We start from the raw sequence: 23311 nt of genomic DNA on the forward strand, positions 1-23311 counted from the left end.
GTACGGGGCGCGCAAGGGCGCCGCTTTTTTGTTATCGGGGATTTCGGTATCAGGCGATCAGCTGGCCAAAACGGTCGACCTCATCGGCCGTCGTCGCGAAGCTGGTGACGAAGCGATACAGCAACTCGTCCTCGCTGATGTGGCCGTCAAAGCCGTGCGGCTTGTGCCAATCATAGAACGCCGCACCCGCTGCCTGCAGCTTTTCAGCTTCGGCTTTCTTGATTACTGCGAAAACCTCGTTTGCCTGCGGCAGCCATGCCAGCTTTGCCGTGGCCGAATCCTCGATCGCGGCGGCAAGGCGTGCGGCCATGGCGTTGGCGTGGCGGGCGGTGTCCAGCCACAATCCGTCTTTGAAATAGGCCTCGAACTGCGCCGCGACGAAGCGCGATTTCGAAAACAGCTGGGCGGCGCGCTTGCGCAGGAACGCCAATTCCCTGGCACGATCAAGATCGAACAGCACGATCGCTTCGGCGCACCAGCAGCCATTCTTGGTGCCGCCGAAGGACAGGATGTCGACGCCGCGTTTCCAGGTCATTTCGGCTGGCGACGTGTCGAGCGCGACCAGCGCATTGGCAAAGCGGGCGCCGTCCATGTGCAAGGGCACCGAATATCGTTTGGCGATCGCCGCGATCGTCTCGATCTCATCCAGGCCGTAGATAGTGCCGACCTCGGTCGACTGGGTGATCGAAACGGCCATCGGCCGTCCCCAATGGACGATTTCCGGTGCGAAACGGCCGATGGTCCTTTCCAGATTGTGCGGATCGATCTTGCCCAGCGCGCCATCGATCTCATGCAGGCGTGAGCCGCCGGAAAAATACACCGGCGCGCCGCATTCGTCCTCGATGACATGCGATTCGCGATGAGCAAAGGAAATGCCGCCCGGCTTGTTGTAAGCGGTCAGCGCCAGCGAGTTGGCGGCCGTGCCGGTGGCGACGAAGAACACCGCGACCTCGCGTTCGAAAATCTCGCTGAAGCGCTGGTAGACTGCCTGGTCGAGCGCTCCGTCGCCATAGGCGGTGGAAAAGCTGCCGGCATTGGCCGACAGGCCGGCGGCAATGTTGGGGTGGGCGCCTGCCCAATTGTCGGAAGCGAAGAACATGCATCTGCCTATGTCTTGGGAGAACGGGGGGTTGGGGAAAATCAGACTGAAGTTGACCGGTTTCGCGTGCTGATCGCAAGGGCCAGGCGCCGGAAAAACGGTAAAGCCAGCCAACGGGCAAAGCCCAAGCCGACGACTGAAGCTTACGTTTTTCCTCAGCTTCACGACATTTTCTGTCGCGAATGCCCCAAGTTTTTTGCAAATCGGTCTTGTGTGCGTCCGGGATTTCTGCCATAAAAATTTAGGACAGTAGTGCTGTCTTATTTTGTCGCACAAAACGAGCTGGATTGGCGTATCATTTGGGCCTCTCCGGCTGTTGCCGCGAGCGACAGGTGGACAGCCAGACTCTGGCCTGTACGATTACCGGATGCGATCCATGCGGAAAGCCGCCTGGTTCGACAGGATTTCGCAAGACGTGCCACAAGGATCAGGGTGAGCCAAGCGCTTGCCGAGGCAAACCAGCGCCTGAATGGCTGGGAAGGAGGACAGGAGATGACGGACATGACGCACTCTGCGACGAACGGCCAGGCCGCGCAGACGAAAGCGGCAACCGTCAAAACCACCTTGCGATCCAATATTGGCCGAAGCGCCAACGGATTTTCCGCCCAGGGCCTCTACGATCCGCGCAACGAGCATGACGCCTGCGGCGTCGGCTTCATCGTCAACATGAAGGGCGTGAAGTCGCATCAGATCGTCGAGGACGGGCTGGCTGTGCTCGAAAACCTGACGCATCGCGGCGCTGTCGGCGCCGATCCGCTGGTCGGCGATGGCGCCGGCGTACTGGTGCAGCTTCCCGACCAGTTCTTCCGTGAGGAGATGGCAGCCCAGGGCGTCGAGCTGCCGCCGGCGGGCCAGTACGGCGTCGGACACTGGTTCATGCCGCAGGACGCGGCCCTTCGCGCCCATATCGAGGACATCATTGCCGAATCGGCGCAATCCGAGGGACTTCCGCTCATCGGTTTCCGTGACGTGCCCGTCGACAATTCGTCGCTGTCGAAGGCGCCCGACATCGTGGCATCCGAGCCGTTCCATCGGCAGATATTCATCGGCCGCACGCCAGACATTACCGATGACGAGGAATACGAGGCCAGGCTCTATCTGCTGCGCAAGGTCATCTCGGGCCGCATCTATGCCGAGAACGACAACATGGACGTCGGCGCCTATTGCGTGTCGCTGTCGGCGCGCACCATCGTCTACAAGGGCATGTTCCTGGCTTATCAGGTCGGGGCCTACTACAAGGACCTCAAGGACCCGCGCTTCGAAACCGCGCTGATCCTCGTCCACCAGCGCTTCTCGACCAACACGTTCCCGTCATGGAAGCTGGCGCATCCCTACCGCATGGTCGCCCACAATGGCGAGATCAACACCGTGCGCGGCAACAACAACTGGATGGCTGCGCGCCAGGCGTCGGTCGATTCCGAACTGTTCGGCAACAACATCTCGAAGCTGTGGCCGATTTCCTATGACGGCCAATCCGACACCGCCTGCTTCGACAATGCGCTCGAGTTCCTGTTCCAGGGCGGCTACAGGCTCAGCCATGCCATGATGATGCTGATCCCGGAAGCCTGGGCCGGCAACAAGCTCATGGATGCCGATCGCAAGGCCTTCTACGAATACCATGCGGCACTGATGGAGCCGTGGGACGGACCGGCGGCGGTGGTCTTCACCGATGGCCGCCAGATCGGCGCCACGCTCGACCGCAATGGCTTGCGCCCGGCGCGCTACATCGTCACCGACGATGACCGCGTCATCATGGCCTCGGAAGCCGGCGTGCTGCCGGTGCCGGAGGAGAAGATCGTCAAGAAGTGGCGGCTGCAGCCTGGCCGCATGCTTCTGATCGACCTGGAGAAGGGGCGCATCGTCTCCGACGAGGAGCTCAAGTCGGAGATCGCGACCAAGCATCCCTACAAGACCTGGCTCGCCAACACGCAGCTGATCCTCGAAGATCTGAAGCCGGTCGAACCGCGCGCGTTGCGCAAGGATGTCAGCCTGCTCGATCGCCAGCAGGCATTCGGCTACAGCCAGGAGGACACCAAGCTGTTGATGTCGCCTATGGCGACGACAGGCCAGGAAGCGGTGGGCTCGATGGGCACCGACACGCCGATCTCGGCGATGTCGGACAAGTCGAAGCTGCTCTACACCTATTTCAAGCAGAACTTCGCCCAGGTCACCAACCCGCCGATCGACCCGATCCGCGAGGAGCTGGTGATGAGCCTGGTGTCCTTCATCGGGCCGCGGCCCAACATCTTCGACCTTGTCGGCAATTCGCGCCGCAAGCGGCTCGAAGTGCGCCAGCCGATCCTGACCAATGGCGATCTCGAGAAGATCCGCTCCATCGGCCACACCGAGGACCGTTTCGACACCAAGACGATCGACATCACCTATGGCTCCGCCGAAGGCGCCGCGGGCATGCAGGGCGCCATCGATCGGTTGTGCGAGCGGGCGGAGGCGGCGGTTGCCGGCGGCTACAACATCATCATCCTGTCCGACCGCCAGGTCGGGCCCGACCGCATCGCCATCCCGGCGCTGCTGGCGACGGCGGCGGTCCATCATCACCTGATCCGCAAGGGGCTGCGCACCTCGGTCGGCCTCGTCGTCGAATCCGGCGAGCCGCGCGAAGTGCATCATTTCTGCTGCCTCGCCGGCTATGGCGCCGAGGCGATCAATCCCTACCTCGCCTTCGACACGCTGCTCGACATGCACAAGCGCGGCGAGCTGCCGAAGGAAGTGGACGCCTACGAAGTCGTCTCGCGCTACATCAAGTCGATCGGCAAGGGCATCCTCAAGGTGATGTCCAAGATGGGCATCTCGACCTACCAGTCCTATTGCGGCGCGCAGATTTTCGACGCCATCGGCCTGAAGACCGATTTCGTGCAGCAATACTTCACCGGCACCGCGACGCTGATCGAAGGCGTCGGCCTGGACGAGATCGCGGCCGAGACGCTCAGCCGCCACAATGACGGTTTCGGCAACGACCCCGTGCTGCGCAACAGCCTCGAGGTCGGCGGCGAATACATGTTCCGCATGCGCGGCGAGGCGCATATCTGGTCGCCCGATGCTGTCGCCACCTTGCAGCACGCCGTGCGCCAGGGATCGTGGGAAACCTTCAAGGACTATTCCGCCCAGATCGACAGCGAGACGGCCCGCGCCCAGACCATTCGCGGCCTGTTCAAGCTCAAGCTGGCCGGGGAAACCGGCCGCAAGAAGGTGGCGCTCGACGACGTCATGCCGGCGGCCGACATCGTCAAGCGGTTCTCGACCGGGGCGATGTCGTTCGGCTCGATCTCGCGCGAAGCGCACACGACGCTGGCGCGCGCGATGAACCAGATCGGCGGCAAGTCGAACACCGGCGAGGGCGGCGAAGAGGCCGACCGCTATCTGCCGCTGCCGGGCGGCGGCAAGAACCCGGAACGCTCGGCGATCAAGCAGATCGCCTCGGGACGTTTCGGCGTCACGGCCGAATACCTCGTCAACTCCGACATGATGCAGATCAAGGTGGCGCAGGGTGCCAAGCCCGGCGAGGGCGGCCAGCTGCCCGGCCACAAGGTCGACGCCACCATCGCCAAGGTCCGGCATTCGACGCCGGGCGTCGGCCTGATCTCGCCGCCGCCGCATCACGACATCTATTCGATCGAGGATCTGGCACAGCTGATCTACGACCTGAAGAACGTCAATCCGGCGGCCGACGTGTCGGTCAAGCTGGTGTCGGAAGTCGGCGTCGGCACGGTCGCGGCGGGCGTCGCCAAGGCGCGCGCCGACCACATCACCATCTCTGGCTATGACGGCGGCACCGGTGCCTCGCCGCTGACCTCGCTCAAGCATGCCGGCAGCCCGTGGGAAATGGGCCTTGCCGAGACACACCAGACGCTGGTGCTGAACGGCTTGCGGTCGCGCGTTGCGCTGCAGGTCGATGGTGGCTTGCGCACAGGGCGCGACGTCATCATCGGCGCGCTGCTCGGCGCCGACGAGTTCGGCTTCTCGACCGCACCGCTGATCGCGGCCGGCTGCATCATGATGCGCAAATGCCATCTCAACACCTGTCCGGTCGGCGTCGCGACGCAGGATCCGGTGCTGCGCAAGCGCTTCAAGGGCACGCCCGAGCATGTCATCAACTTCTTCTTCTACGTCGCGGAAGAGGTGAGGGAGCTGCTCGCCGAGATGGGCTACACCCATCTCGACCAGATCATCGGCGACACCGATCTTCTGGAAAAGCGCGACCTGATCGTGCACTGGAAGGCGCGAGGGCTCGATTTCTCGAAGATGTTCTTCAAGCCGGATGCGCCGCATGAAGCGGTGCACTGGACCGAGCGGCAGAAGCACCCGATCGACGACGTGCTCGACCGCAAGCTGATCGAACTGGCCAAGCCGGCGCTCGAGAGCAAGCTGCCGGTCAAGATCGAGGTCGATATCCGCAATGTCGACCGCTCCGCGGGCGCCATGCTGTCGGGCGAAGTGGCCAAGCGCTTCAAGCACAAGGGCCTGCGCGAGGATACGATCCAGGTGAAGCTGACCGGCACTGCCGGCCAGTCCTTTGGCGCCTTCCTGGCGCGCGGCATCTCGTTCGAGCTTGTCGGCGCCGGCAACGACTATGTCGGCAAGGGCCTGTCGGGCGGACGCATCGTCATTCGGCCGCCGGAAGAGGCCAAGATCGTCGCGGCTGAATCCATCATCGTCGGCAACACGGTGCTCTATGGCGCAACCGAGGGCGAGGCCTATTTCGCCGGCGTCGCCGGCGAGCGTTTCGCCGTGCGCAACTCGGGCGTCGCCGCCGTCGTCGAAGGCGTCGGCGATCATGGCTGCGAGTACATGACTGGCGGCATCGTCGTCGTCATCGGCAAGACCGGCCGCAACTTCGCCGCCGGCATGTCTGGCGGCGTCGCCTACGTGCTCGACGAGGCGGGCGATTTCGCCGAGCGCTGCAACATGGCGATGGTCGAGCTGGAGCCCGTTCCGGAAGAAGACGATCTGATGGAAAGGCTGCTGCACCATGGCGGCGACCTCGACCACAAGGGTCGCGTCGACGTCTCCGGCGACATGACCAGCCATGACGAGGAGCGGCTCTACCAGCTGATATCCAACCATGTGCACTACACCGGGTCGGTACGTGGTCGCGAGATTCTCGACGACTGGGCGACGTTCCGGCCGAAGTTCCGCAAGATCATGCCGGTCGAATACCGCCGCGCCCTGATCGAGATGGAACGCATGCGCATGGGCGTTGCGGCGGAATAGGCTTTGCAATGGCCGGGGAGCCCAGGCTTCCCGGCCCATCTTCATCGACAGTTTGACCTCCGGCGCAAGGTTGCCATGGCTGCCTCAAGGGGTTAACGGGTGCGGCGAAAACCGCACCATCTGGACAGCAGGAACTGGACTATGGGCAAGGTAACAGGCTTTCTCGAAATCGACCGGCAGGTGCACAAGTACCAGCCGGCCTCCGACCGCATCCGGCATTTCCGCGAGTTCACGCTGCCGATGTCTGACAAGGAGGTCGAAAAACAGGCCGCGCGCTGCATGGATTGCGGCATTCCGTTCTGCCACGGGCCGACCGGCTGCCCGATCCACAACCAGATTCCAGACTGGAACGACCTCGTCTACAATGGCGACTGGGACAACGCGATCCGCAACCTGCATTCGACCAACAATTTCCCGGAGTTCACCGGCCGCATCTGCCCCGCGCCTTGCGAGGAAGCCTGCACGCTGAACCTCGAGGACATTCCCGTCGCCATCAAGACGGTCGAGCAGGCGATTGCCGACAAGGCCTATGAAACCGGCCATATCAGGCCCTATCCGCCGGAGAAGAAGACCGGCAAGCGGGTCGCCGTCATCGGCTCCGGCCCGGCCGGCATGGCGGCTGCCCAGCAGCTTGGCCGCGCCGGTCACGACGTCCATGTCTACGAGCGCGAAAGCCGGCCCGGCGGGCTGATGCGCTACGGTATTCCCGACTTCAAGATCGAGAAGCACTATATCGACCGGCGCATCGAGCAGATGCAGGGCGAGGGCGTGACCTTCCATTGCGGCGTCAATGTCGGGGTCGACAAGCCGGTCGCCGAACTGCTCGCCGAACATGATGCCGTGCTCTATTGCGGCGGTTCCGAAACGCCGCGCGCGGCCGGTATTCCCGGCGACGATCTCGGCGGCGTGCATGACGCGATGCCCTATCTGGTGCAGCAGAACAGGCGGGTCGGCGGCGAACCGATCCAGTCGGTGGCGTGGCCGTCGCATCCCATCATCGCCGGCGGCCAGCATGTCGTCGTCGTCGGCGGCGGCGATACCGCGTCCGACTGCGTCGGCACGGCCTTCCGCCAGGGCGCGGTGCGCGTCACACAGCTCGACATCCGCCCACAGCCGCCGGAGAAGGAAGACAAGCTTTCGGTCTGGCCCTACTGGGCGACGAAGATGCGCACCTCGTCCTCGCAGGCCGAAGGCGCCGAGCGCGAATTCCAAGTGGCGACGCTCGAATTCATCGGCGAGGAAGGCCAGCTGACCGGCGTCAAGTGCTGCGAGGTCGACGACAAGCGCAAGCCGATCGCCGGTACCGAATTCGTCATTCGTGCCGATCTCGCTTTCATCGCCATCGGCTTTGCCGGGCCGGCCGCGGCCGGTGTGGCGAAGGAATTGGAGGGTGAGATGAAGATCGCCACCGACAGCCGCCGCTCGCGCAATGTCGAGGCCAATGACCGCGACTACAAGACCAGCGTCGACAGGCTCTATGCGGCCGGCGACGTGCGTCGTGGCCAGTCGCTGGTCGTCTGGGCGATCCGCGAGGGCCGCCAGGCGGCGCGCGCGATCGACGAGGCGTTGATGGGGTCGAGCGTTCTCCCGCGCTGAGCCCGGCCTCGGAGCCGCGCTGCGACACTAACGATTGATCGCGGTCGTGGTGTCGGTCGCGGCTGCGGCCTTCGGCGGCCAGGAGAAATCGTCGGCGCGGCCGGGCGATGCAATCGGTGCCTTGCCCTCGACCACAAGCTTTTCACCGGGCAGGTCCGGATTGGCCTTTGCCGGCGGTGCCGCGCCAAGCAGCTCCGAGCCGCCGTCGAGTGCCGGATCGCTGAGCAGCATCGGCGCGGTGCGGTCGATGACGATGGGGGGCGCGGCCGGCGCCGGCGTCTCGACAGGGGCGCCCGCCGGAGCGGACGGTGTAATCATGCTTCCCGGCGCGGTCAGGCCGAGGATCTTCAGCAGCGGTTTTTCGGTGTAGAAGGCGAGCTTGCGCTTGCCCGCCTTCGAGATATTGATGCCGTCATCGGCGCGCAGCCGCACCGGCTGGCCGTTGATGTCGGGGCCGCTGGTGACGAAGGCGCCGTTCTCGTCGACAAAGCCGTCCCAGATATCGACGAATTCGCCGCCATGGCTTTCTGCGGCCTGATGGTAGATGTCGTTGAAGGCAAGCATATCCGAGGTCATCTTCGGCACCCGGAACGCCGGCATGCCGACCCAAAGGAAGGGGACCTTGGCCGCGGCGATGGCTTTGCCCAGCGCGTCGGTCCTGCGTTCATATTCCTTGGTCCAGTTCTCGGAACGTGGCTGTTCGCGCACGTCGCCCACCTTCATCGACTGGCGGTCGTTGGAGCCCAGCATGACGATCACGGCGGCGGGTTTTTCGGTCTCGATCAGCGATTTGATCTGTTCGGGCCAGTTGTAGAAATCATCGCGCACGAAGCCGGACGAGCCATTGCTGCGAACGACGATCCTGACGCCGGCATTCTCTGCGAAAGCGGTGTCGAGGCCTTCGGCGAGGCCGGCGGCCATGAAGTCGCCGACCACCAGGACGGTGCGCGCGTCCGGCGCCTTGTCGACCACCGGGATTTCCGGTTCCGCGGACGGGCGCGGGGCGCGGGGTTTTTTCGCCTTGGGCCTGGGCCTCGGCTTCTGGATATCCAAGGGCGGCTCAATGCGCTCGCTGCGGCGCGGAAACAAAAGGTCGCGCAACGACCAGCCGCGGTTTTGCTGCTCCTGCGCCATGGCCGGCGCATGAAAGGCGCCAGCCACGCCGACGGCAAGCATGACCACGGCCAGGACGAGCACCGGCATGCGACGAACAAGCCCTGCGATGCGCGCAGCCGAAGCCAATCGTTTCCTCCGTCCCTTGGCGCAGTCCTGCCGAAAAACCGCATCGGTTTCTCGGCAAATGCCGCCCAACCAGATTGCTACAGTGTCCTTTGCGCGCCTGGAAGGCCGCGCGGCACCGCAGGCGGCTCTATTTCTGCCGGAGCCACTTCAGCACTTCCATGCTCGGATAGCCGTCCTGGGTCAAGCCGGCCTTGGCCTGGAAGGCCATGATGGCAGTCTTCGAGCCGTCGCCGATCTTGCCGTCGAACTTGCCGTCGTAAAGGCCATGCTGGGACAGCCGCTTCTGCAGCTCCTGCCTTTCCTCGAAAGTAAGCTTGGTGAAAGGCCGCTTCCAGTCCTGCACCAGACCGCTCGAGCCGGCGATTTCGTCGGCAAGAAGGCCGACGGCCAGCGCATATTTGTCGGCGTTGTTGTAGGCCTTGATGACCGTGAAATTCTTGATCATCAGGAAGGCCGGCCCGCTGCGGCCGTCCGGCACCTTCAGCGTCGCCTTGTCGGAGCCGTTCTTGAACGGCTTGCCGTTGGCCCTGGCGACGCCGAGCGCCTGCCACTGCGACAGCGTCTTGGAACCGCCGGGAAGTTTTCCGGCTGGCAAGGCGACCTCATAGCCCCAGGTCTTGCCGGCCTGCCAGCCATTCTTCTTCAACAAATTGGCTGATGTCGCCAGCGCATCGGGGATCGAATTCCAGATGTCTCGCTTGCCATTGCCGTCCATGTCCACGGCATAGTGCAGATAGCTGGTCGGGATGAACTGGGTGTGGCCCATGGCGCCGGCCCAGGATCCGCTCAGATGGCTTTCGTCGATGTCGCCGGTCTGCAGGATCTTCAGCGCGGCGATCAGCTGTGTGCGGGCGAATTTCGCCCGCTTCGGATCGGCGTAGGCCAAGGTCGCCAGCGAGCGCACGACGTTGCGCATGATGTCGTCGCGCTTGAGGATCTCGCCATAATTCGATTCCATCGACCAGATGGCCAGCAGGATGTAACGGTCGACGCCGAACCTGGCCTCGATCCGATCCAGCCACGGCTTCCATTTCCTGGCCATCTGCTGGCCGACGGCGACGGACTGATCATGGACGCGGTTGTCGAAATAGTCCCAGGCAGGGGCCGTGAATTCAGGCTGCGTGCGCGTCTTTTCCAGCACCACGGGATCGATATCCCTGATGTTCCTGAAGGCCTGGTCGTAGAGGGCGCCGGAAACGCCGCTCTGCACGGCGGTGGCGCGGAAGCCGGCGACCCATTGCCGGAAACCGGCATCGGCGAAAGCGGGGCCAGGCATCAGCAGAGCGAGCGATAGGCTGGCTGCCGCCATGACGCTGGTAAAAATTTTTGCGGCATTGCGAACGGACATCTTTTCCTCCTTCTCTGTCTCAGGAAAGACCATTCATCGCCGAACCAGGTTAGGAATTAGTTTACCATAGGTGCCACCGGGAACGAAAAGACGCTTCGAAGCTTTACCGGTGGACGTTCCCCTCAGTTTCCCAGTAATCCTCAATTCCGGCGTGAAAATGTCTTGAAACGGGGATTGCGGAGCTGGCCCTCAAACGGATAATTGAAAGCATGAAGAGAGTTCGCAAGGCAGTCTTCCCGGTCGCCGGTCTCGGCACACGGTTTCTTCCGGCCACCAAGGCTGTCCCCAAGGAAATGCTGACCGTCGTCGACCGGCCGGTGATCCAGTATGTGGTGGATGAGGCGCGCGAAGCCGGCATCGAGCATTTCATCTTCGTCACCGGTCGCAACAAGGCCGTCATCGAGGATCATTTCGACATCCAGTTCGAACTCTATGACACGCTGGCCCAGCGCGGCAAGGACGACCAGCTCGCCCGCCTGCAGCGGCTGCAGCCGGCGCCGGGGCAGACCAGTTTCACACGCCAGCAGGTGCCGATGGGACTTGGCCACGCCGTCTGGTGCGCCCGCGAGCTCGTCGGCGACGAGCCCTTCGCGCTTTTGTTGCCCGACATGATCATGCAGTCGGAGAAGAGCTGCACGAAGGCAATGGTCGAGCTCTACGAGGAGACGGGCAACAACATCATCGCGGTGCAGGAATGCGATCCCGCCGAAACCCACAAATACGGCATCGTCGGCCGCGGCGAGGACACGCATCACGGCTTCCGTATCACCGAGATGGTGGAAAAGCCGAAGGCCGGCACCGCGCCGTCCAACCTCTACATCAACGGCCGCTACATCCTGCAGCCGGAGATCTTCAAGATCCTAGAAGGTCAGGAAAAAGGCGCCGGCAACGAGATCCAGCTCACCGACGCCATGCTGAAGCTGGAAAAGCAGCAGCCTTTCTACGGCTACCACTATCGAGGCCGCACGTTCGACTGCGGATCGCCGGAGGGTTTTGTCGAGGCCAATGTCGCCTTCGCGCTGTGGCGCAGCGACATGAACGAGAACATGGCGGGCGTCATCCGCACGCTTCTCGACGAGCTGAAGCCGTCAGAGCGCCGTGGCGCTGCGTTTTAAAACATCCTAGCGAGCGGCCGGATGTCGTTGGTGCGGCCGTTCAGCGCTGCACCTTGACGCCGAGGAAGATGCTGTTGGCGGTGTAGTCCCGGCCCGGCAGGTTGCTGGTCAGTTTCTCGGTCCTCACTCTTGTGGTCAGGCCGGCGTAGCGGTTCAGCCACCAGGTCAGGCCGGCCTCGGCGCTCAATACCCTGTCATGGCCGTCGATGCCGATGTAATCGCGCCAGTCGAGACCCAGAGCCGCGTTGGCGGTGAGGTTGGCGCGAATCTGGCGTTCGCCTGTCAGGCGGCCGGAATAGAGAATGTCGCCGCTTTCGCCCGATGTGGTCGTGGGCTCGACGGTGGTCCGCCCGGTCAGGCCGATCATGGTGCCGCGCTCGGGTGACCATTTGAGGTCGGCGTTGACGGTGGCACCCGAGATCGCATCAAGGTTTTTGTCGTCGATCGCTTCCCTGAGCCAGCCGGCCGAGAATTCGCCCGACAGCTTCTCACCCATGTCGAGTGCAAGGCCGGCGCGGGCGCCGAGCCGCGTCGACGAGCGCTCGAAGCCTTCATTGTCGATGCGTTGATCATAGGTCCGGCGGCCGACCTCGATTTCGGTGAAGGGGGTCAGGGCAGGGGAGATCTCGTAGCCGGTGCGCAACGTCGCCGTGTAGAGCGTCGAGTCCTGATCCTTCTGCGACAGCGAGGTGCCGTCCGATAGCTTGGCGTCGCCGTAGAAGTCGTGCGAGACCGCGCCGGTCAACGTGTACTGCATCTTGCCGAGATGCTTTTCGACGGCCAGGCTGCCATCGATGGTCTGCCGCAGCGGCTGCTTGCTGACGCCGGCAATGGCGTCCGGCGATGATGCCGATTCCGGCACGGCCTCGTAGCCGAGCTTGGCGATGGCGCGCAATTCATTGTCGAGGTCGACATTGAGCTGGCCTTCGATGCGGCCTTGCTCGTCGTGAACCGGGTAACCCGAGACGGTCTCGCGAAAAAGGCCATAGCCGTCGATCGTAGCGGAGTTCTCGCGCCAGTCGGAGGCGGCGGAAAAGCGCAGCGCCGTCTCGGACAGCAGCGCCGACTTGCCTGCACTGCTCGAATCGCCGTTCGAGGTGGCGGTCAGGCCCTGTTCGATCGTCGGCCGGATGACGAAGGAGCCCCATTTGACGCCGGTGGCGGCAAACGGATCATCCTCCAGCTTCTTCTTCTGGCCTTCGATGGCGTCCGTACGCTCCGCTCCTGGGTCGAGCTTCTGCCTGTCGGCGCTGTCGATGGTGAGTGCGCGGCGGTTGGCCGTGTCCGCATCGGTCTCTGCAGCATCGGTGGCGTCCGGCGTGGAGGCGGTCGTGGAAGCGGTGATGTCGGAGGTGTCGGCCGTCGATTTCTTCTTCTTTTTCGACTTGTCGGCAGCCCTGTCCTTGGCCTGGTCAGCCGCATTCTGCCTGGCGCTCGATGAGCGGCGGCGAGGCTTGGGCGGCGCCGCCGTGTCGGCGGACGTGTCGTCAGTGGCTGCCGGCGGGTCAAAGAGGCTGCCGGTCGCGGTGGCGTCGCCAGTGTCGGCGTCGTCAGGCACGGCACCGGCGCTGGCCGGCAGATAGGTGCGGGCCGGCGCATTGTCCTGCGCGGCGTTGGCCGGCTGTTGACCCTGCGCTGCCAAGGCCAGCTGTCTCGCCTTGCGCTGCTGGTCGGACAGGATCGCCGATTCCGAAACTTCGCCGCGCAGTTCGGTTTCCTGGGCATGGAGCGCCGTTGGGCGCAGCAAGGCAAACATGCTGGTTGCCAGCAGCAAGGCGCAGACCGCCTTGCCCCCACGTCCCGTCGAATTTTCTGGCTGGACCCCGGACATCGCCACCACTGCTTGCGCGGCGCACGCGCGCCATACTTACCGAACCGTAAATGGGGATGGTTAACGGAGGGTTGAGGCAGCGGCCCGTCAGCTGCCTGAAGCGCTGATTTCCAAAGGGATTCATACCGCGTGCGTTTCTCGCCTGCCGTCGTCTGAAACCACCGCACACGTTTGGGCGATATGCCTGGGGCCATTTCCGTTGGACAGCGCGCCGGCAAAGCGCTAATCGCATCAGCCATGCATGCGGGATCCCTGGATAAGAAGCCTTTGGACAGGCAAGCCTCGATCGCTTCGGCGCTGAGGACGGTGGCGACAGAACAGGCTGGTGTCGCAGCCCTCGCCGAGGCGCTGGAGAATGGGCTGGCCGCGCCTTTCGCCCAGGCGGTCGAGATGATCTCGGGGATTGAAGGCCGGCTCATCGTCACCGGCGTCGGCAAAAGCGGCCATATCGGTTCGAAGATCGCCGCGACGCTGGCCTCGACCGGCACGCCGGCTTTCTTTGTCCATCCCGCCGAAGCCAACCACGGCGATCTCGGCATGATCGCCAGGGACGACGCCATCATCGCCATGTCGTGGTCGGGCGAAAGCAAGGAACTGATGGGCATCGTCGCCTATTCCAGGCGCTTTTCCATTCCGCTGATCGCCGTCACCGCCGGAGAGACATCGGCGCTGGCGCGGGCGGCGGACGTGGTGCTGCTTTTGCCGCGCGCTCCGGAGGCCTGTCCGCACGGCCTGGCGCCAACGACATCGACGCTGCTGCAACTGGTGATGGGCGACGCGCTGGCGATCGCGCTGCTCGAAGCACGCGGCTTCACGCCGGACCATTTCCGCACCTTTCACCCGGGCGGCCAGCTCGGCGCCAACCTGACGCAGATCCGCGAGATCATGCATGTCGGCGACAGGCTGCCGCTGGTGGTTGCGGGCACCGGCATGCAGGACGCGATCCTGGAACTGTCGCGCAAAGGGTTTGGCTGCGTCGCGATCACCGATGTCGACGGTGCGCTGGTCGGCATCATCACCGATGGCGACATCCGCCGTCACATCGGCAGCAATCTGCTGGCGATGACGGTGGATCAGGTGATGACAAGAGGTCCGAAGACCGCGACGCCGGACACGCTGGTGGCAACGGCGCTGCAGACGATCAACAATTCAGCCATCACCAGCCTGATGGTGGTGGAGGGCCGGAAACCAGTCGGCCTCATCCACCTGCATGATCTGCTGCGTATCGGCGCCGCCTGAACGTTCAGACCGCCTCGACGGTCAGTTCCAGATCCGTATCGGCCGCACCCGTCACGCGCACTTGCGTGCCGGCCGGCAGGTCAGGGCCGGAGACACGCCACAGTGTGTCGCCCAGCTTGATGCGGCCGCGCCCGTCACGGATCGGTTCGGCAAGTGTCGCCATCCTGCCGACCATCTGCGCGCCGCGCCGGTTGAGCAGCGGCTGATCGGTCGGGTCGTTGCGGCTGCCGACCAGCTTCTTGCCGACATAGGCCGAGACCAGCGACAGCGCCAGGAAGGCGAGGACCTGGACCTGCCATGTCCAGAAGCCGGTGTCCCAGATCAGCAGCGACACAGCGCCGATGATCAGCGCGGCGATGCCGATCCACAGCATGAAGATACCCGGCGCGATGATTTCCATCACCAGCAGGACGAAACCGAGAACCATCCAGTTCCACGGGCCGAGTTCGGAAACGATGCGGTCGATCATTGGTTTCGACCTCAGTTGTCGGTTGGGCGAACGACCGGCGGGCGCGCGGCCTGCCTCTGCGAGCCGGTCGTGCCTTCGCTGCGGAAGACTTCCTTGGCGATCTCGCCAATGCCGCCGAGCGAACCGATCAGCGACGATGCCTCGAAGGGCATCAGCACGATCTTGCTGTTGGTCGCGGTGCCGATCTTGCCCAACGCTTCGGTGTATTTCTGGGCGACGAAGTAGTTCAGCGCCTGCACATCGCCTTTGGAGATCGCTTCCGACACCACCTGGGTGGCGCGGGCCTCCGCCTCGGCCGAACGCTCGCGCGCCTCGGCATCGCGGAAGGCGGCTTCCTTGCGGCCTTCGGCCTCGAGGATCTGCGACTGCTTGAGGCCTTCGGCGGCAAGGATCTGGGCGCGCTTGTTGCGTTCCGCGGTCATCTGCCGGCCCATCGATTCGATAAGGTTGGCCGGCGGGTTGATGTCCTTGATTTCGACGCGGGTGATCTTGATGCCCCACGGGTGGGCCGCTTCATCGACGACGCGCAGCAGGCGCTCGTTGATGGCGTCGCGGTTCGACAGGAGTTCATCGAGATCCATCGAACCCATGACGGTACGGATGTTGGTCATCGTCAAATTGAGGATGGCGTTCTGCAGGCCGGAAACCTGGTAGGCGGCCTGAGCGGCGTTGAGGATCTGGAAAAAGGCGATGCCGTCGACACCGACAATGGCGTTGTCGCGGGTGATGATTTCCTGGCTTGGAACGTCGAGCACCTGCTCCATCATGTTCATCTTGGCGCCGATGCGGTCGATGAACGGGTAAATGAAATTGAGACCCGGGCTCAGTGTCTTGGTGTAACGGCCAAAGCGCTCCACCGTATAGTTGTAGCCTTGCGGGATTGTCCTGATGCCTTTGATCAGCAGCACCAATACCAGAAGGGCAAGTGCACCAACCGCAATATCGAAACCACTGAAATCCATTTGGCTCTCCCTCAGACGAAGGCCGCACAAGCCATTCTCGCGCGGCCGACTTCACCAAAGACTTAAGTGTGTTTCAGATGCGTTACAATCAGGTGATGACGGATTGTTTGCGGGTGCGATCAGCGGTTGAAGGCAAACAATCTTGCATCCGTGTCCTCCAGCCCGTTGATCGAAGCCGGGACAATCTCGGAAGCGATCTGCGAGAAGGTGATGCCGTTGCCGCCGTAGCCCATCACTGCATGGATGCGCGGGTGGCGGGGAATGGCGCCGATATAGGGCAGGCCGGTGGTTGTGGTGCCGAACGAACCGGTCCAGGCAAAATCGGGCCTGGTGTCGAGATGCGGAAATACCAGGCCGAGCTTCTCGGCGATGCGTGTGCTCTTGTCGGCGATCAGCTCGTCGCGCCGCGCTTCGTCGACAAAATCCTCGTCCTCGCCGCCGCAAATGACCCGGCCGTCGATCGTCGTGCGCATATACAGATACGGCTCCGACGCTTCCCAGATGAACGCTGCGTCCGGCCAGAGCTTTCGCGGTTGCGGGCATGTTGCGATCGCCCATGTCGAGATGATCCGGTGGGCCGCGGCCGGCACGATCTCCACAAGTTCGTAGCCGGTAGCCAGAACAACATGTCGCGCGGTTATGGTCGGGCCATCCCTGGTCGCGACGACAACAGCTTCGGCGCTATCCTCGATCACTGTCGCTTCGACGGGGGCGTAGAAGCGAGCCTTGCGCTGAAGGGATTTCAGCAGCAGCCCAGCCGTCAGCTTACGCGGGTCGAGCGCGATGTTGCCGTGGCTGAGAATGGCGCCTTCGCGGTCGATGCCGAATGTCTCCGCCAGCGGCGCCGGCGTCAGATAGGTCGCGGCGATGCCGGCTAGCCGCCGTGCCTTGGCCTCGTCGCGCAGTTCCGACGGACCAAGTATCGTGCCAGACAGATAGAGCGACGGCGCCCGGCTCAGGCCACAGTTGATGCCGAGTTCGGCGATGCGTCCGGCGAGATTGGAGACGGCGAGCCGCGAGCGCCGCCAGGCCTGCTGCGCCGAGGCTCTGCCGACCATCTTCGAGAGCGTGGAGAGAGGCTGGTCTATTTCGAATGCCACCAGTGCGGTGGTTGCGGCCGTCGAGCCCTTCAGCGGACCGCGCCGGTCGATACAGATCACCCGATGGCCATCGGCCGTCAGCGCCTCGGCCATCATGGCGCCGCTGATGCCCATGCCGACGACCAGCACATCTGTCTTGACGTCCCGGGTCAGGCCGTCCGTCGGCACCGCAGGCGCGCGATAGGCTGACCAGACGGGCTGGCCAGTTCTGAGGTCGAGTTTGCGGGGCATCGCATTCTCCGGCGGCGCGCCTTAACGCCCCGGAGCTTGTGTTGTTCCGGAGTTAGAGCGGCGAGCCGCTCTAACCCCGGTTGACGAAATTCCCAAGGGAAAGCGCTATTCGCTTTTCCCGGGAAAACCGTTTCACACTTTTCCTGGAATTTCTCCTAGACCCAGCCAGACAGTTCGCGCCGCACCATCGCCTCGATCACCGCCATCCCCTCCGCGCTGTCGTTGAGGCAAGGGATATGGGCGAAATTCTTGCCGCCGGCATGGTGGAAGGTTTCGGCCGCCTCGCGGCCGATCTCATCCAGCGTCTCGATGCAGTCGACGGAAAAGCCGGGATTGACGACGGCGATCGACTTGACGCCGTCCTGTGCGAGTTTCTCCACCGTCTTGTCGGTATAGGGTTGCAGCCATTCCTGCGCGCCGAAGCGCGACTGGAAGGTGATGATCAGTTTCCTGTCATCCCAGCCGAGCCGTTCGCGCAACAGCCGCGTCGTCTTCTGGCAGTGGCAATGATAGGGATCGCCCTTCTCGAAATAGGGTTTTGGAATGCCGTGATAGGAGGTGATGACCACCTCCGGCTCGAAATCCAGCGTCGCCAGATGCCGTTCGATCGAACGCGCCAGCGCCTCGATATAGACCGGCTCGTCATAGTAGGGCGGCACGCTGCGGACGGCCGGCGCGCGGCGCATCTTCATCAGCGCGCGAAACAGCTGGTCGTTGGCTGTTGCCGTGGTCGTCGCCGAATATTGCGGATAGAGCGGAAACGAAAGAATGCGGTCGCAGCCCTGGTCGGCCAGACGCTGGGCAATGCTGGCGGTCGAAGGATTGCCATAGCGCATCGCCCAGTCGACGACGACATCAGGCAGGTCGCGCAGCGCTTCGGCCAGCTTTTCGGCCTGGGCACGGGTGTAGGTGCGCAGCGGCGACTCGTTCTTTTCCCGGTTCCAGATCCGGGCGTAATTGGCGCCCGACTTCTTGGGGCGCGTGGTGAGCACAAGTCCATAGAGGATCGGATACCAGATCGCCCTGTTGAGCTCGATGACGCGCGGATCGGACAGGAATTCACGCAGATACCGCCACATCGGCTTGAAATCGGTGCCATCGGGCGTGCCCAGATTGACCAGCATGACGCCGATCTTGCCCGCCTTGACCGGCGGATGCCCAGCGGGCAACGGGCCGAGCGCTTTTGCAACCTTGGGATCGGCGGGGGTGGGAAGCGTCATAAGGGTTCTCCGGGAGACGCGAACCTAACCATCTTGCGCGCGCATTCAATGCAGCGTCTGGCCGCACCTTACAGCGGATTGTCCGAATGGATTCAGACGACCCGCTTTAAGTCTCTGTTTTATGCATGTCGTTCTCCCAAAACCGAGGTCACTTTTGGGTTTATGCATGTCGTTCTCCCAAAACCGAGGTCACTTTTGGGCGACATGCATTAGCCCGAAAACAGGACGCCCGTCCGGTTTTCGGACGGGCGGTGTCATTCAGGCATATAAGCGAGCTATTTCGGCGGGATGGTCAGCGTTGCGCCGACAGGAAGCCGGCGGGGTTCGTAGCCCTTGTTGGCGCCCGATATGACCTTCCACATGGCGCCGTCGCCATAGGCCTTCTTGGCCAGATCCCAATAGGTGTCGCCGGCAACGATGACATGGCTGGCTTCCGCTGGCGCGGCCTCAGCAGGTTTTGCCGGCTCGGCCGGTGCCAGCGCGGCTGGTGGCGCTGGCGGGGGAGGTGCTCCTTCCGTCGATATGGCCGGTGGTGTGTTGGCGATATCGCCCGAGTTGGCCGGCAATTCAGGCATTGCCGGTGCCGCTTCGGCAGGCTTGGCGGCTTCAGCCGGTGCGGGCGCCGGGGTGGCCGGTGCCGCTTCGGCTGGCTTGGCCGGATCGGTTGCCGGGGCCGCAGGCGCCGCGGCGACGGTCGCGGCTATTTCGGTGATGCGGCCGTCGAGCTTCGGCGTGTAGGGCCGGTGGGCGCCGAGATAGTCGGCAACCACCTGTTCGAGGCCGGGGCCGTAGTCGTAGGCATTCCTGGCCTTGTCGGCAAAGACCTTGTAGCCGTCGCCGCCCTGGCGAACATAGTTGTTGGTGGCGACCAGATAGTCCTTCTCCGGCTTGATCGGCGTCCAGGCACCGCCTTCCATGACCTCCACCGATTTGACCCGGCCGGCATTGGGCGCAACGGATTTGTCGAAGGAATATTTCAGGCCGGCGACCTGGGGGAAGCGCCCGGCGCCGTCCTCGACCTGACTGAGACCGCCCTCGAGGCCGGCCACCAGATCCTTGCCCGAAATCTGGAAGGTCGCCAGCGTGTTCTGGAAGGGCAGCACGGTCAGCACCTCGCCCATGGTGACGGTGCCCTTGTCGATCGAGGCGCGCAGGCCGCCGCCATTGGAGATGACGATCTCGACGCCCTGTCCCTTGACGCGGTCGAGGATGGCGTCGGAGACGAGATTGCCCATCGCGCATTCGCGGGTGCGGCAGCTCTCGCGACTGCCGTCGATGACGTCGGTGGTTTCGGCCACTTCCTTGTTCTTCAACGCCTCGATCGGCGCCCCAAGCTCCTTGATGCGGGCGAGCACGGCCGGGTCGGGGGTGATCGACTTGTCGAGATAGATCGGGTCGCCGCTGGCCGATTTGACGACGCCATTGTCGTCGAACACCACCTTGAACTCGCCGAGATATTTCGAATAGGAGGCCGCCTGCACCACCGGCACCTTGTAGCCGTCCGGATTGTCGACCATCGTCGGGTAGGGGCCTTCCGCCTTCGGGTCGGTGTTCGACAGCAGGGAATGGCTGTGGCCGCCGACGACGACATCGACGCCCGGGATCTTGGCGATGACGTCGCGTTCGCGCTTGTAGCCGATATGGGTCACGGCGATGATCTTGTTGACGCCTTCGCCTTTGAGCTTCTCGACTTCGGCAGTGATCGACTTGACGTCGTCCTCGATGGCGACGTTGGGACCCGGCGAAGCGAGGTCCGGCGTGTCGTTGGTGATCGCGCCGATGATGCCGATCTTCTGGCTGCCGACCTCGACGACAACAGATGGCTTGACGCGGTCGCCGAGCTTGGATTGCGCGTTGGCCTTCACATTGGCGCCGAGCACGGGGAACTTGATCATGTCGAGGAACGGCGCCAAGGCGGCCTCGCCGTCGTCGAATTCATGGTTGCCGAGGGCCATGGCATCGAACTTCATGTCGTTGAGGAATTCGCCTTCGACCTTGCCCTTATAGGTTGTGTAGAACAGCGAGCCCTGGAAATTGTCGCCGGCGCTGAGCAGCAGCACGTTCTGGCCTTCCAGCTTCTTGCGTTCCTGGGCGATCGCGGTGATCAGCCGGCCCGCGCCGCCGATGCACTCGCCCTTGGTCTCCTCGTCCGCCGAGCAGGTCGATTCATATTTGTTGTTGCCTTCGATGCGGCTGTGCCAGTCGTTGATATGCAGGATGTTCAGCGTGTAGTCGGCAAAGGACGCGCCGGCCGACAGGCCGAGGGTTGAGGCTGACAGGGCTGCAATGGCGGCAAGCTTCTTCATCTTCGTCTCCCGGAAAGCTGATCAGAGGCCATTAGCGCTCTTGCTTGACTGGAACATAACAGCCGGCGCTTTGGCCATGTTCCCATCGCGTTCCGGATGACGCAAGCGGAATCCGGGACCCTTTGCCGGCACAAAAAAGGACGGCGGCCAACCGGCCGCCGTCCTTGGAAAACGAATGGTCGTGGGTTCAGACGCGCCTTGTCAGCACGAAATTCTGACCGCTGGAGCTCGTGCAGTTGAGCTGGCTTGTCGACACCATCAGGCAGTTGAAGCTGACCGCGGTCTGGCGGATCAGCGAGGTGCCGTTGATCTGCACCGATGTGGCGCCGGTCATCGTGTAGCTGCCGTCGGCAAGCTTCTGGCCGGTGTCGGTGGCTACCGTCGTGAAGGTGCCGCCGGTGAAGGTCGACAGGCCGGTGCCCTTGGCGTCGATCCACGAGCCCTCGACGCCTTTCGGCGCCGCTGCCATCGGCGGTTGATCGGGGCCGCTGGTCGCACAGGCGGCGAGCATCGCCGCAATGGCACCCGCCACGCTCATCGAAAGAATTTTGCGCGCAATGATCATGTGAAAATCCTCTCCTCTCCGCATCGGCCCAAAAATCGGAAATCGATTTTCGACAAGCACGAGGCGTGCATCCAAGTTTCCAGAGCGACGTGCGTCCAGATGAATACGTATCGCTATGGTCCGCATCCCTTCAATCGCCCGATTTCCGGGCGATTGCAAGGCAGTGAGGCAGGTGGGCGGTGCTGCTATCGCACAAGGATGTTGCGGAACTGCCACGGGTCGTTCCGGTCGAGGTCTTCCGGGAACAGGCCGGGACGGTTATCGAGCGGCGTCCAGTCGGAGTAGTAGCCCTTGACCGGTCCGAGATACTGGGACTGCACTTCCAGGCACCGCCTGTAGTCCATCTCGTCGGCTTCGACGATGCCGGCCTCGGGATTCTCCAGCGCCCAGACCATGCCCGAGAGCACCGCCGAGGTGACCTGCATGCCGGTGGCGTTCTGGTAGGGGGCCAGCTTGCGCGCCTCGGCGAGCGACAGCTGCGAGCCGTACCAGTAGGCATTCTTGTCGTGGCCGTAGAGCAGCACGCCGAGTTCGTCGACGCCGTCGATCAACTCGTTCTCGTCGAGCACATGATGCACCGGCTGAGGCTTGCCGGCGGCGCCGAACATCTCGTCAAGCGACAGCATCGCGTCGTTGCAGGGATGATAGGCATAGTGGCAGGTCGGGCGGTAATGCACCTTGCCCTTCTTCGAACGCACGGTGAAGAAATCGGCGATAGAGATCGCCTCGTTATGCGTCACCAGCAGGCCGTATTGCGCGCCGGGCGTCGGGCACCACGAGCGCACGCGCGTGTTGGCGCCCGGCTGTTCCAGGTAGATGGCTGCCTTCGAGCCGTGCTTGTGCTTCTTGGCGTTCTTCGGCATCCATGTCTCGTGTGTGCCCCAGCCAAGTTCCGCGGGCTGCAGGCCCTCGGAGATGAAGCCTTCGACCGACCATGTGTTCCAGAACACATCCATCGGTTTCGGCTTCTTGGTGCGCTGGGTGTCGCGTTCGGCGATGTGGATGCCCTTGACGCCGGCCTTCTTCATCAGCTTGGCCCAGCCCTCGCGGTCGTCCTGCGCGGGCTCCGAGAACTCCAGGCCAAGATCGGTGGCGAGATTGACCAACGCCTGCTTGACGAACCACGAGACCATGCCTGGATTGGCGCCGCAGGTGGAGACCGCCGTGGCGCCGCCGGGCTTGTCGTGCTTTTCCTTGAGCAGCGACTCGCGCAGCGCGTAATTGGTGCGGCTGGCGTTATCGGCCTTGGCGTCGAAATAGAAGCCGAGCCACGGCTCGACGACGGTGTCGATGTAGAGCACGCCGAGCTTGCGGCAGAGCCGCATCAGGTCCACCGAGCCGGTATCAACCGACAGGTTGATGCAAAAGCCCTGGCCGCCGCCATTGGTCAGAAGCGGGGTCAGGAGCTTCTTGTAGTTCTTCTCGGTCACCGCTTCCTGGACGAAGGTGATGCCGCGCTCGTCGAGCAGCTTGCGGTCGGTGTCGCGCGGATCGATAACCGTCATGCGCGACTTGTCGAACTTGAAATGGCGTTCGATCAGCGGCAGCGTTCCCCGGCCGATCGAGCCGAAGCCGATCATCACGACAGGGCCGCTGATCTCACCGTAAACGGGCCAGTTTTCATTCGCCATTTTATCGAGCACTCCTTCAAAGCCCAGGAAACTGGGAAAACGCGCACACAAAACCGGGCATCTTTGCCCGGCGGCCATGCGCTACATCACAGATCATTGTCACAAACCAGCGAAAAGCGCCAACCAGC

15 protein-coding genes are annotated in these 23311 nt (G+C 63.3%); 4 read left to right on the plus strand and 11 right to left on the minus strand.

All coding sequences use genetic code 11. The annotated features are described in order from the left end of the window. Positions 1-49: 49 nt before the first annotated feature. Entirely contained in the window at positions 50-1099 is a 1050-nt protein-coding gene (locus LB559_RS28945) for a threonine aldolase family protein (RefSeq protein ID WP_224675576.1), read from the minus strand. A 492-nt stretch (positions 1100-1591) separates the two neighbouring features. Between LB559_RS28945 and gltB the strand changes: the two genes are divergently transcribed. Continuing rightward, the gene (gene gltB, locus LB559_RS28950; RefSeq protein ID WP_224675577.1) at positions 1592-6328 is read left to right on the plus strand and encodes a glutamate synthase large subunit; all 4737 of its coding nucleotides are present in this window, start codon (positions 1592-1594) and stop codon (positions 6326-6328) included. A gap of 141 nt (positions 6329-6469) precedes the next feature. Beyond that, complete coding sequence (locus LB559_RS28955) at positions 6470-7924, plus strand: glutamate synthase subunit beta (protein WP_127388392.1); 1455 nt, start codon at positions 6470-6472, stop codon at positions 7922-7924. A 27-nt stretch (positions 7925-7951) separates the two neighbouring features. On the opposite strand, the gene LB559_RS28960 is transcribed toward LB559_RS28955, so the two are convergent. Together LB559_RS28960 and LB559_RS28965 are read right to left on the minus strand one after the other, a co-directional pair. Then, a complete protein-coding gene (locus tag LB559_RS28960; protein WP_224675578.1) occupies positions 7952-9166 on the minus strand; it encodes a DUF459 domain-containing protein in 1215 nt (404 codons plus the stop codon). Positions 9167-9293: 127 nt separating this feature from the next. Next, entirely contained in the window at positions 9294-10514 is a 1221-nt protein-coding gene (locus tag LB559_RS28965; RefSeq protein ID WP_224675579.1) for a lytic murein transglycosylase, read from the minus strand. 209 nt (positions 10515-10723) lie between these two features. On the opposite strand from LB559_RS28965, the gene galU reads away from it, so the two are divergent. After that, positions 10724-11629, plus strand: a complete 906-nt coding sequence (gene galU / locus LB559_RS28970; RefSeq protein ID WP_013529722.1) for a UTP--glucose-1-phosphate uridylyltransferase GalU — start codon at positions 10724-10726, stop codon at positions 11627-11629. A 40-nt stretch (positions 11630-11669) separates the two neighbouring features. Here galU and LB559_RS28975 read toward each other — a convergent pair whose 3' ends face one another. Then, entirely contained in the window at positions 11670-13460 is a 1791-nt protein-coding gene (locus LB559_RS28975; RefSeq protein ID WP_224675580.1) for an outer membrane beta-barrel protein, read from the minus strand. Between the two features lie 237 nt (positions 13461-13697). On the opposite strand from LB559_RS28975, the gene LB559_RS28980 reads away from it, so the two are divergent. Beyond that, complete coding sequence (locus LB559_RS28980; protein ID WP_224675581.1) at positions 13698-14699, plus strand: SIS domain-containing protein; 1002 nt, start codon at positions 13698-13700, stop codon at positions 14697-14699. A 4-nt stretch (positions 14700-14703) separates the two neighbouring features. Here the strand turns inward: LB559_RS28980 and LB559_RS28985 are convergent, their stop codons facing one another. The 7 genes from LB559_RS28985 to LB559_RS29015 all read right to left on the minus strand — a co-directional run bounded on the left by LB559_RS28985 (position 14704) and on the right by LB559_RS29015 (position 23183). After that, positions 14704-15168, minus strand: a complete 465-nt coding sequence (locus tag LB559_RS28985) for an NfeD family protein (protein WP_013529725.1) — start codon at positions 15166-15168, stop codon at positions 14704-14706. Positions 15169-15179: 11 nt separating this feature from the next. Then, positions 15180-16130 (minus strand): SPFH domain-containing protein, encoded by a 951-nt coding sequence (locus tag LB559_RS28990; RefSeq protein ID WP_013529726.1) that lies wholly within the window; start codon positions 16128-16130, stop codon positions 15180-15182. Positions 16131-16249: 119 nt separating this feature from the next. Further along, complete coding sequence (locus LB559_RS28995) at positions 16250-17461, minus strand: NAD(P)/FAD-dependent oxidoreductase (protein WP_224675582.1); 1212 nt, start codon at positions 17459-17461, stop codon at positions 16250-16252. A 155-nt stretch (positions 17462-17616) separates the two neighbouring features. Continuing rightward, positions 17617-18681, minus strand: coding sequence for a ferrochelatase (hemH, locus tag LB559_RS29000; RefSeq protein WP_013529728.1), 1065 nt, complete (start codon positions 18679-18681; stop codon positions 17617-17619). A 275-nt stretch (positions 18682-18956) separates the two neighbouring features. Continuing rightward, a complete protein-coding gene (locus LB559_RS29005) occupies positions 18957-20987 on the minus strand; it encodes a bifunctional metallophosphatase/5'-nucleotidase (RefSeq protein ID WP_224675583.1) in 2031 nt (676 codons plus the stop codon). 187 nt (positions 20988-21174) lie between these two features. Further along, positions 21175-21552: a hypothetical protein gene (locus LB559_RS29010; RefSeq protein WP_013529730.1), complete on the minus strand. Its 378-nt coding sequence runs from the start codon at positions 21550-21552 to the stop codon at positions 21175-21177. Positions 21553-21737: 185 nt separating this feature from the next. Further along, positions 21738-23183, minus strand: coding sequence for a homospermidine synthase (locus tag LB559_RS29015; RefSeq protein ID WP_224675584.1), 1446 nt, complete (start codon positions 23181-23183; stop codon positions 21738-21740). Positions 23184-23311 lie beyond the last annotated feature (128 nt).

It is taken from the genome of Mesorhizobium sp. BR1-1-3 (assembly GCF_020165455.1).
Taxonomy (GTDB): Bacteria; Pseudomonadota; Alphaproteobacteria; order Rhizobiales; family Rhizobiaceae; genus Mesorhizobium; species Mesorhizobium ciceri.

Bases quoted from the DNA above. Each gene is read 5' to 3' on its own strand.
- LB559_RS28945 (WP_224675576.1), bottom strand. From the start codon at position 1,099: ATGTTCTTCGCTTCCGACAATTGGGCAGGCGCCCACCCCAACATTGCC.
- gltB (WP_224675577.1), top strand. From the start codon at position 1,592: ATGACGGACATGACGCACTCTGCGACGAACGGCCAGGCCGCGCAGACG.
- LB559_RS28955 (WP_127388392.1), top strand. From the start codon at position 6,470: ATGGGCAAGGTAACAGGCTTTCTCGAAATCGACCGGCAGGTGCACAAG.
- LB559_RS28965 (WP_224675579.1), bottom strand. From the start codon at position 10,514: ATGTCCGTTCGCAATGCCGCAAAAATTTTTACCAGCGTCATGGCGGCA.
- galU (WP_013529722.1), top strand. From the start codon at position 10,724: ATGAAGAGAGTTCGCAAGGCAGTCTTCCCGGTCGCCGGTCTCGGCACA.
- LB559_RS28975 (WP_224675580.1), bottom strand. From the start codon at position 13,460: ATGTCCGGGGTCCAGCCAGAAAATTCGACGGGACGTGGGGGCAAGGCG.
- LB559_RS28980 (WP_224675581.1), top strand. From the start codon at position 13,698: ATGCATGCGGGATCCCTGGATAAGAAGCCTTTGGACAGGCAAGCCTCG.
- LB559_RS28985 (WP_013529725.1), bottom strand. From the start codon at position 15,168: ATGATCGACCGCATCGTTTCCGAACTCGGCCCGTGGAACTGGATGGTT.
- LB559_RS28990 (WP_013529726.1), bottom strand. From the start codon at position 16,130: ATGGATTTCAGTGGTTTCGATATTGCGGTTGGTGCACTTGCCCTTCTG.
- LB559_RS28995 (WP_224675582.1), bottom strand. From the start codon at position 17,461: ATGCCCCGCAAACTCGACCTCAGAACTGGCCAGCCCGTCTGGTCAGCC.
- hemH (WP_013529728.1), bottom strand. From the start codon at position 18,681: ATGACGCTTCCCACCCCCGCCGATCCCAAGGTTGCAAAAGCGCTCGGC.
- LB559_RS29005 (WP_224675583.1), bottom strand. From the start codon at position 20,987: ATGAAGAAGCTTGCCGCCATTGCAGCCCTGTCAGCCTCAACCCTCGGC.
- LB559_RS29010 (WP_013529730.1), bottom strand. From the start codon at position 21,552: ATGATCATTGCGCGCAAAATTCTTTCGATGAGCGTGGCGGGTGCCATT.
- LB559_RS29015 (WP_224675584.1), bottom strand. From the start codon at position 23,183: ATGGCGAATGAAAACTGGCCCGTTTACGGTGAGATCAGCGGCCCTGTC.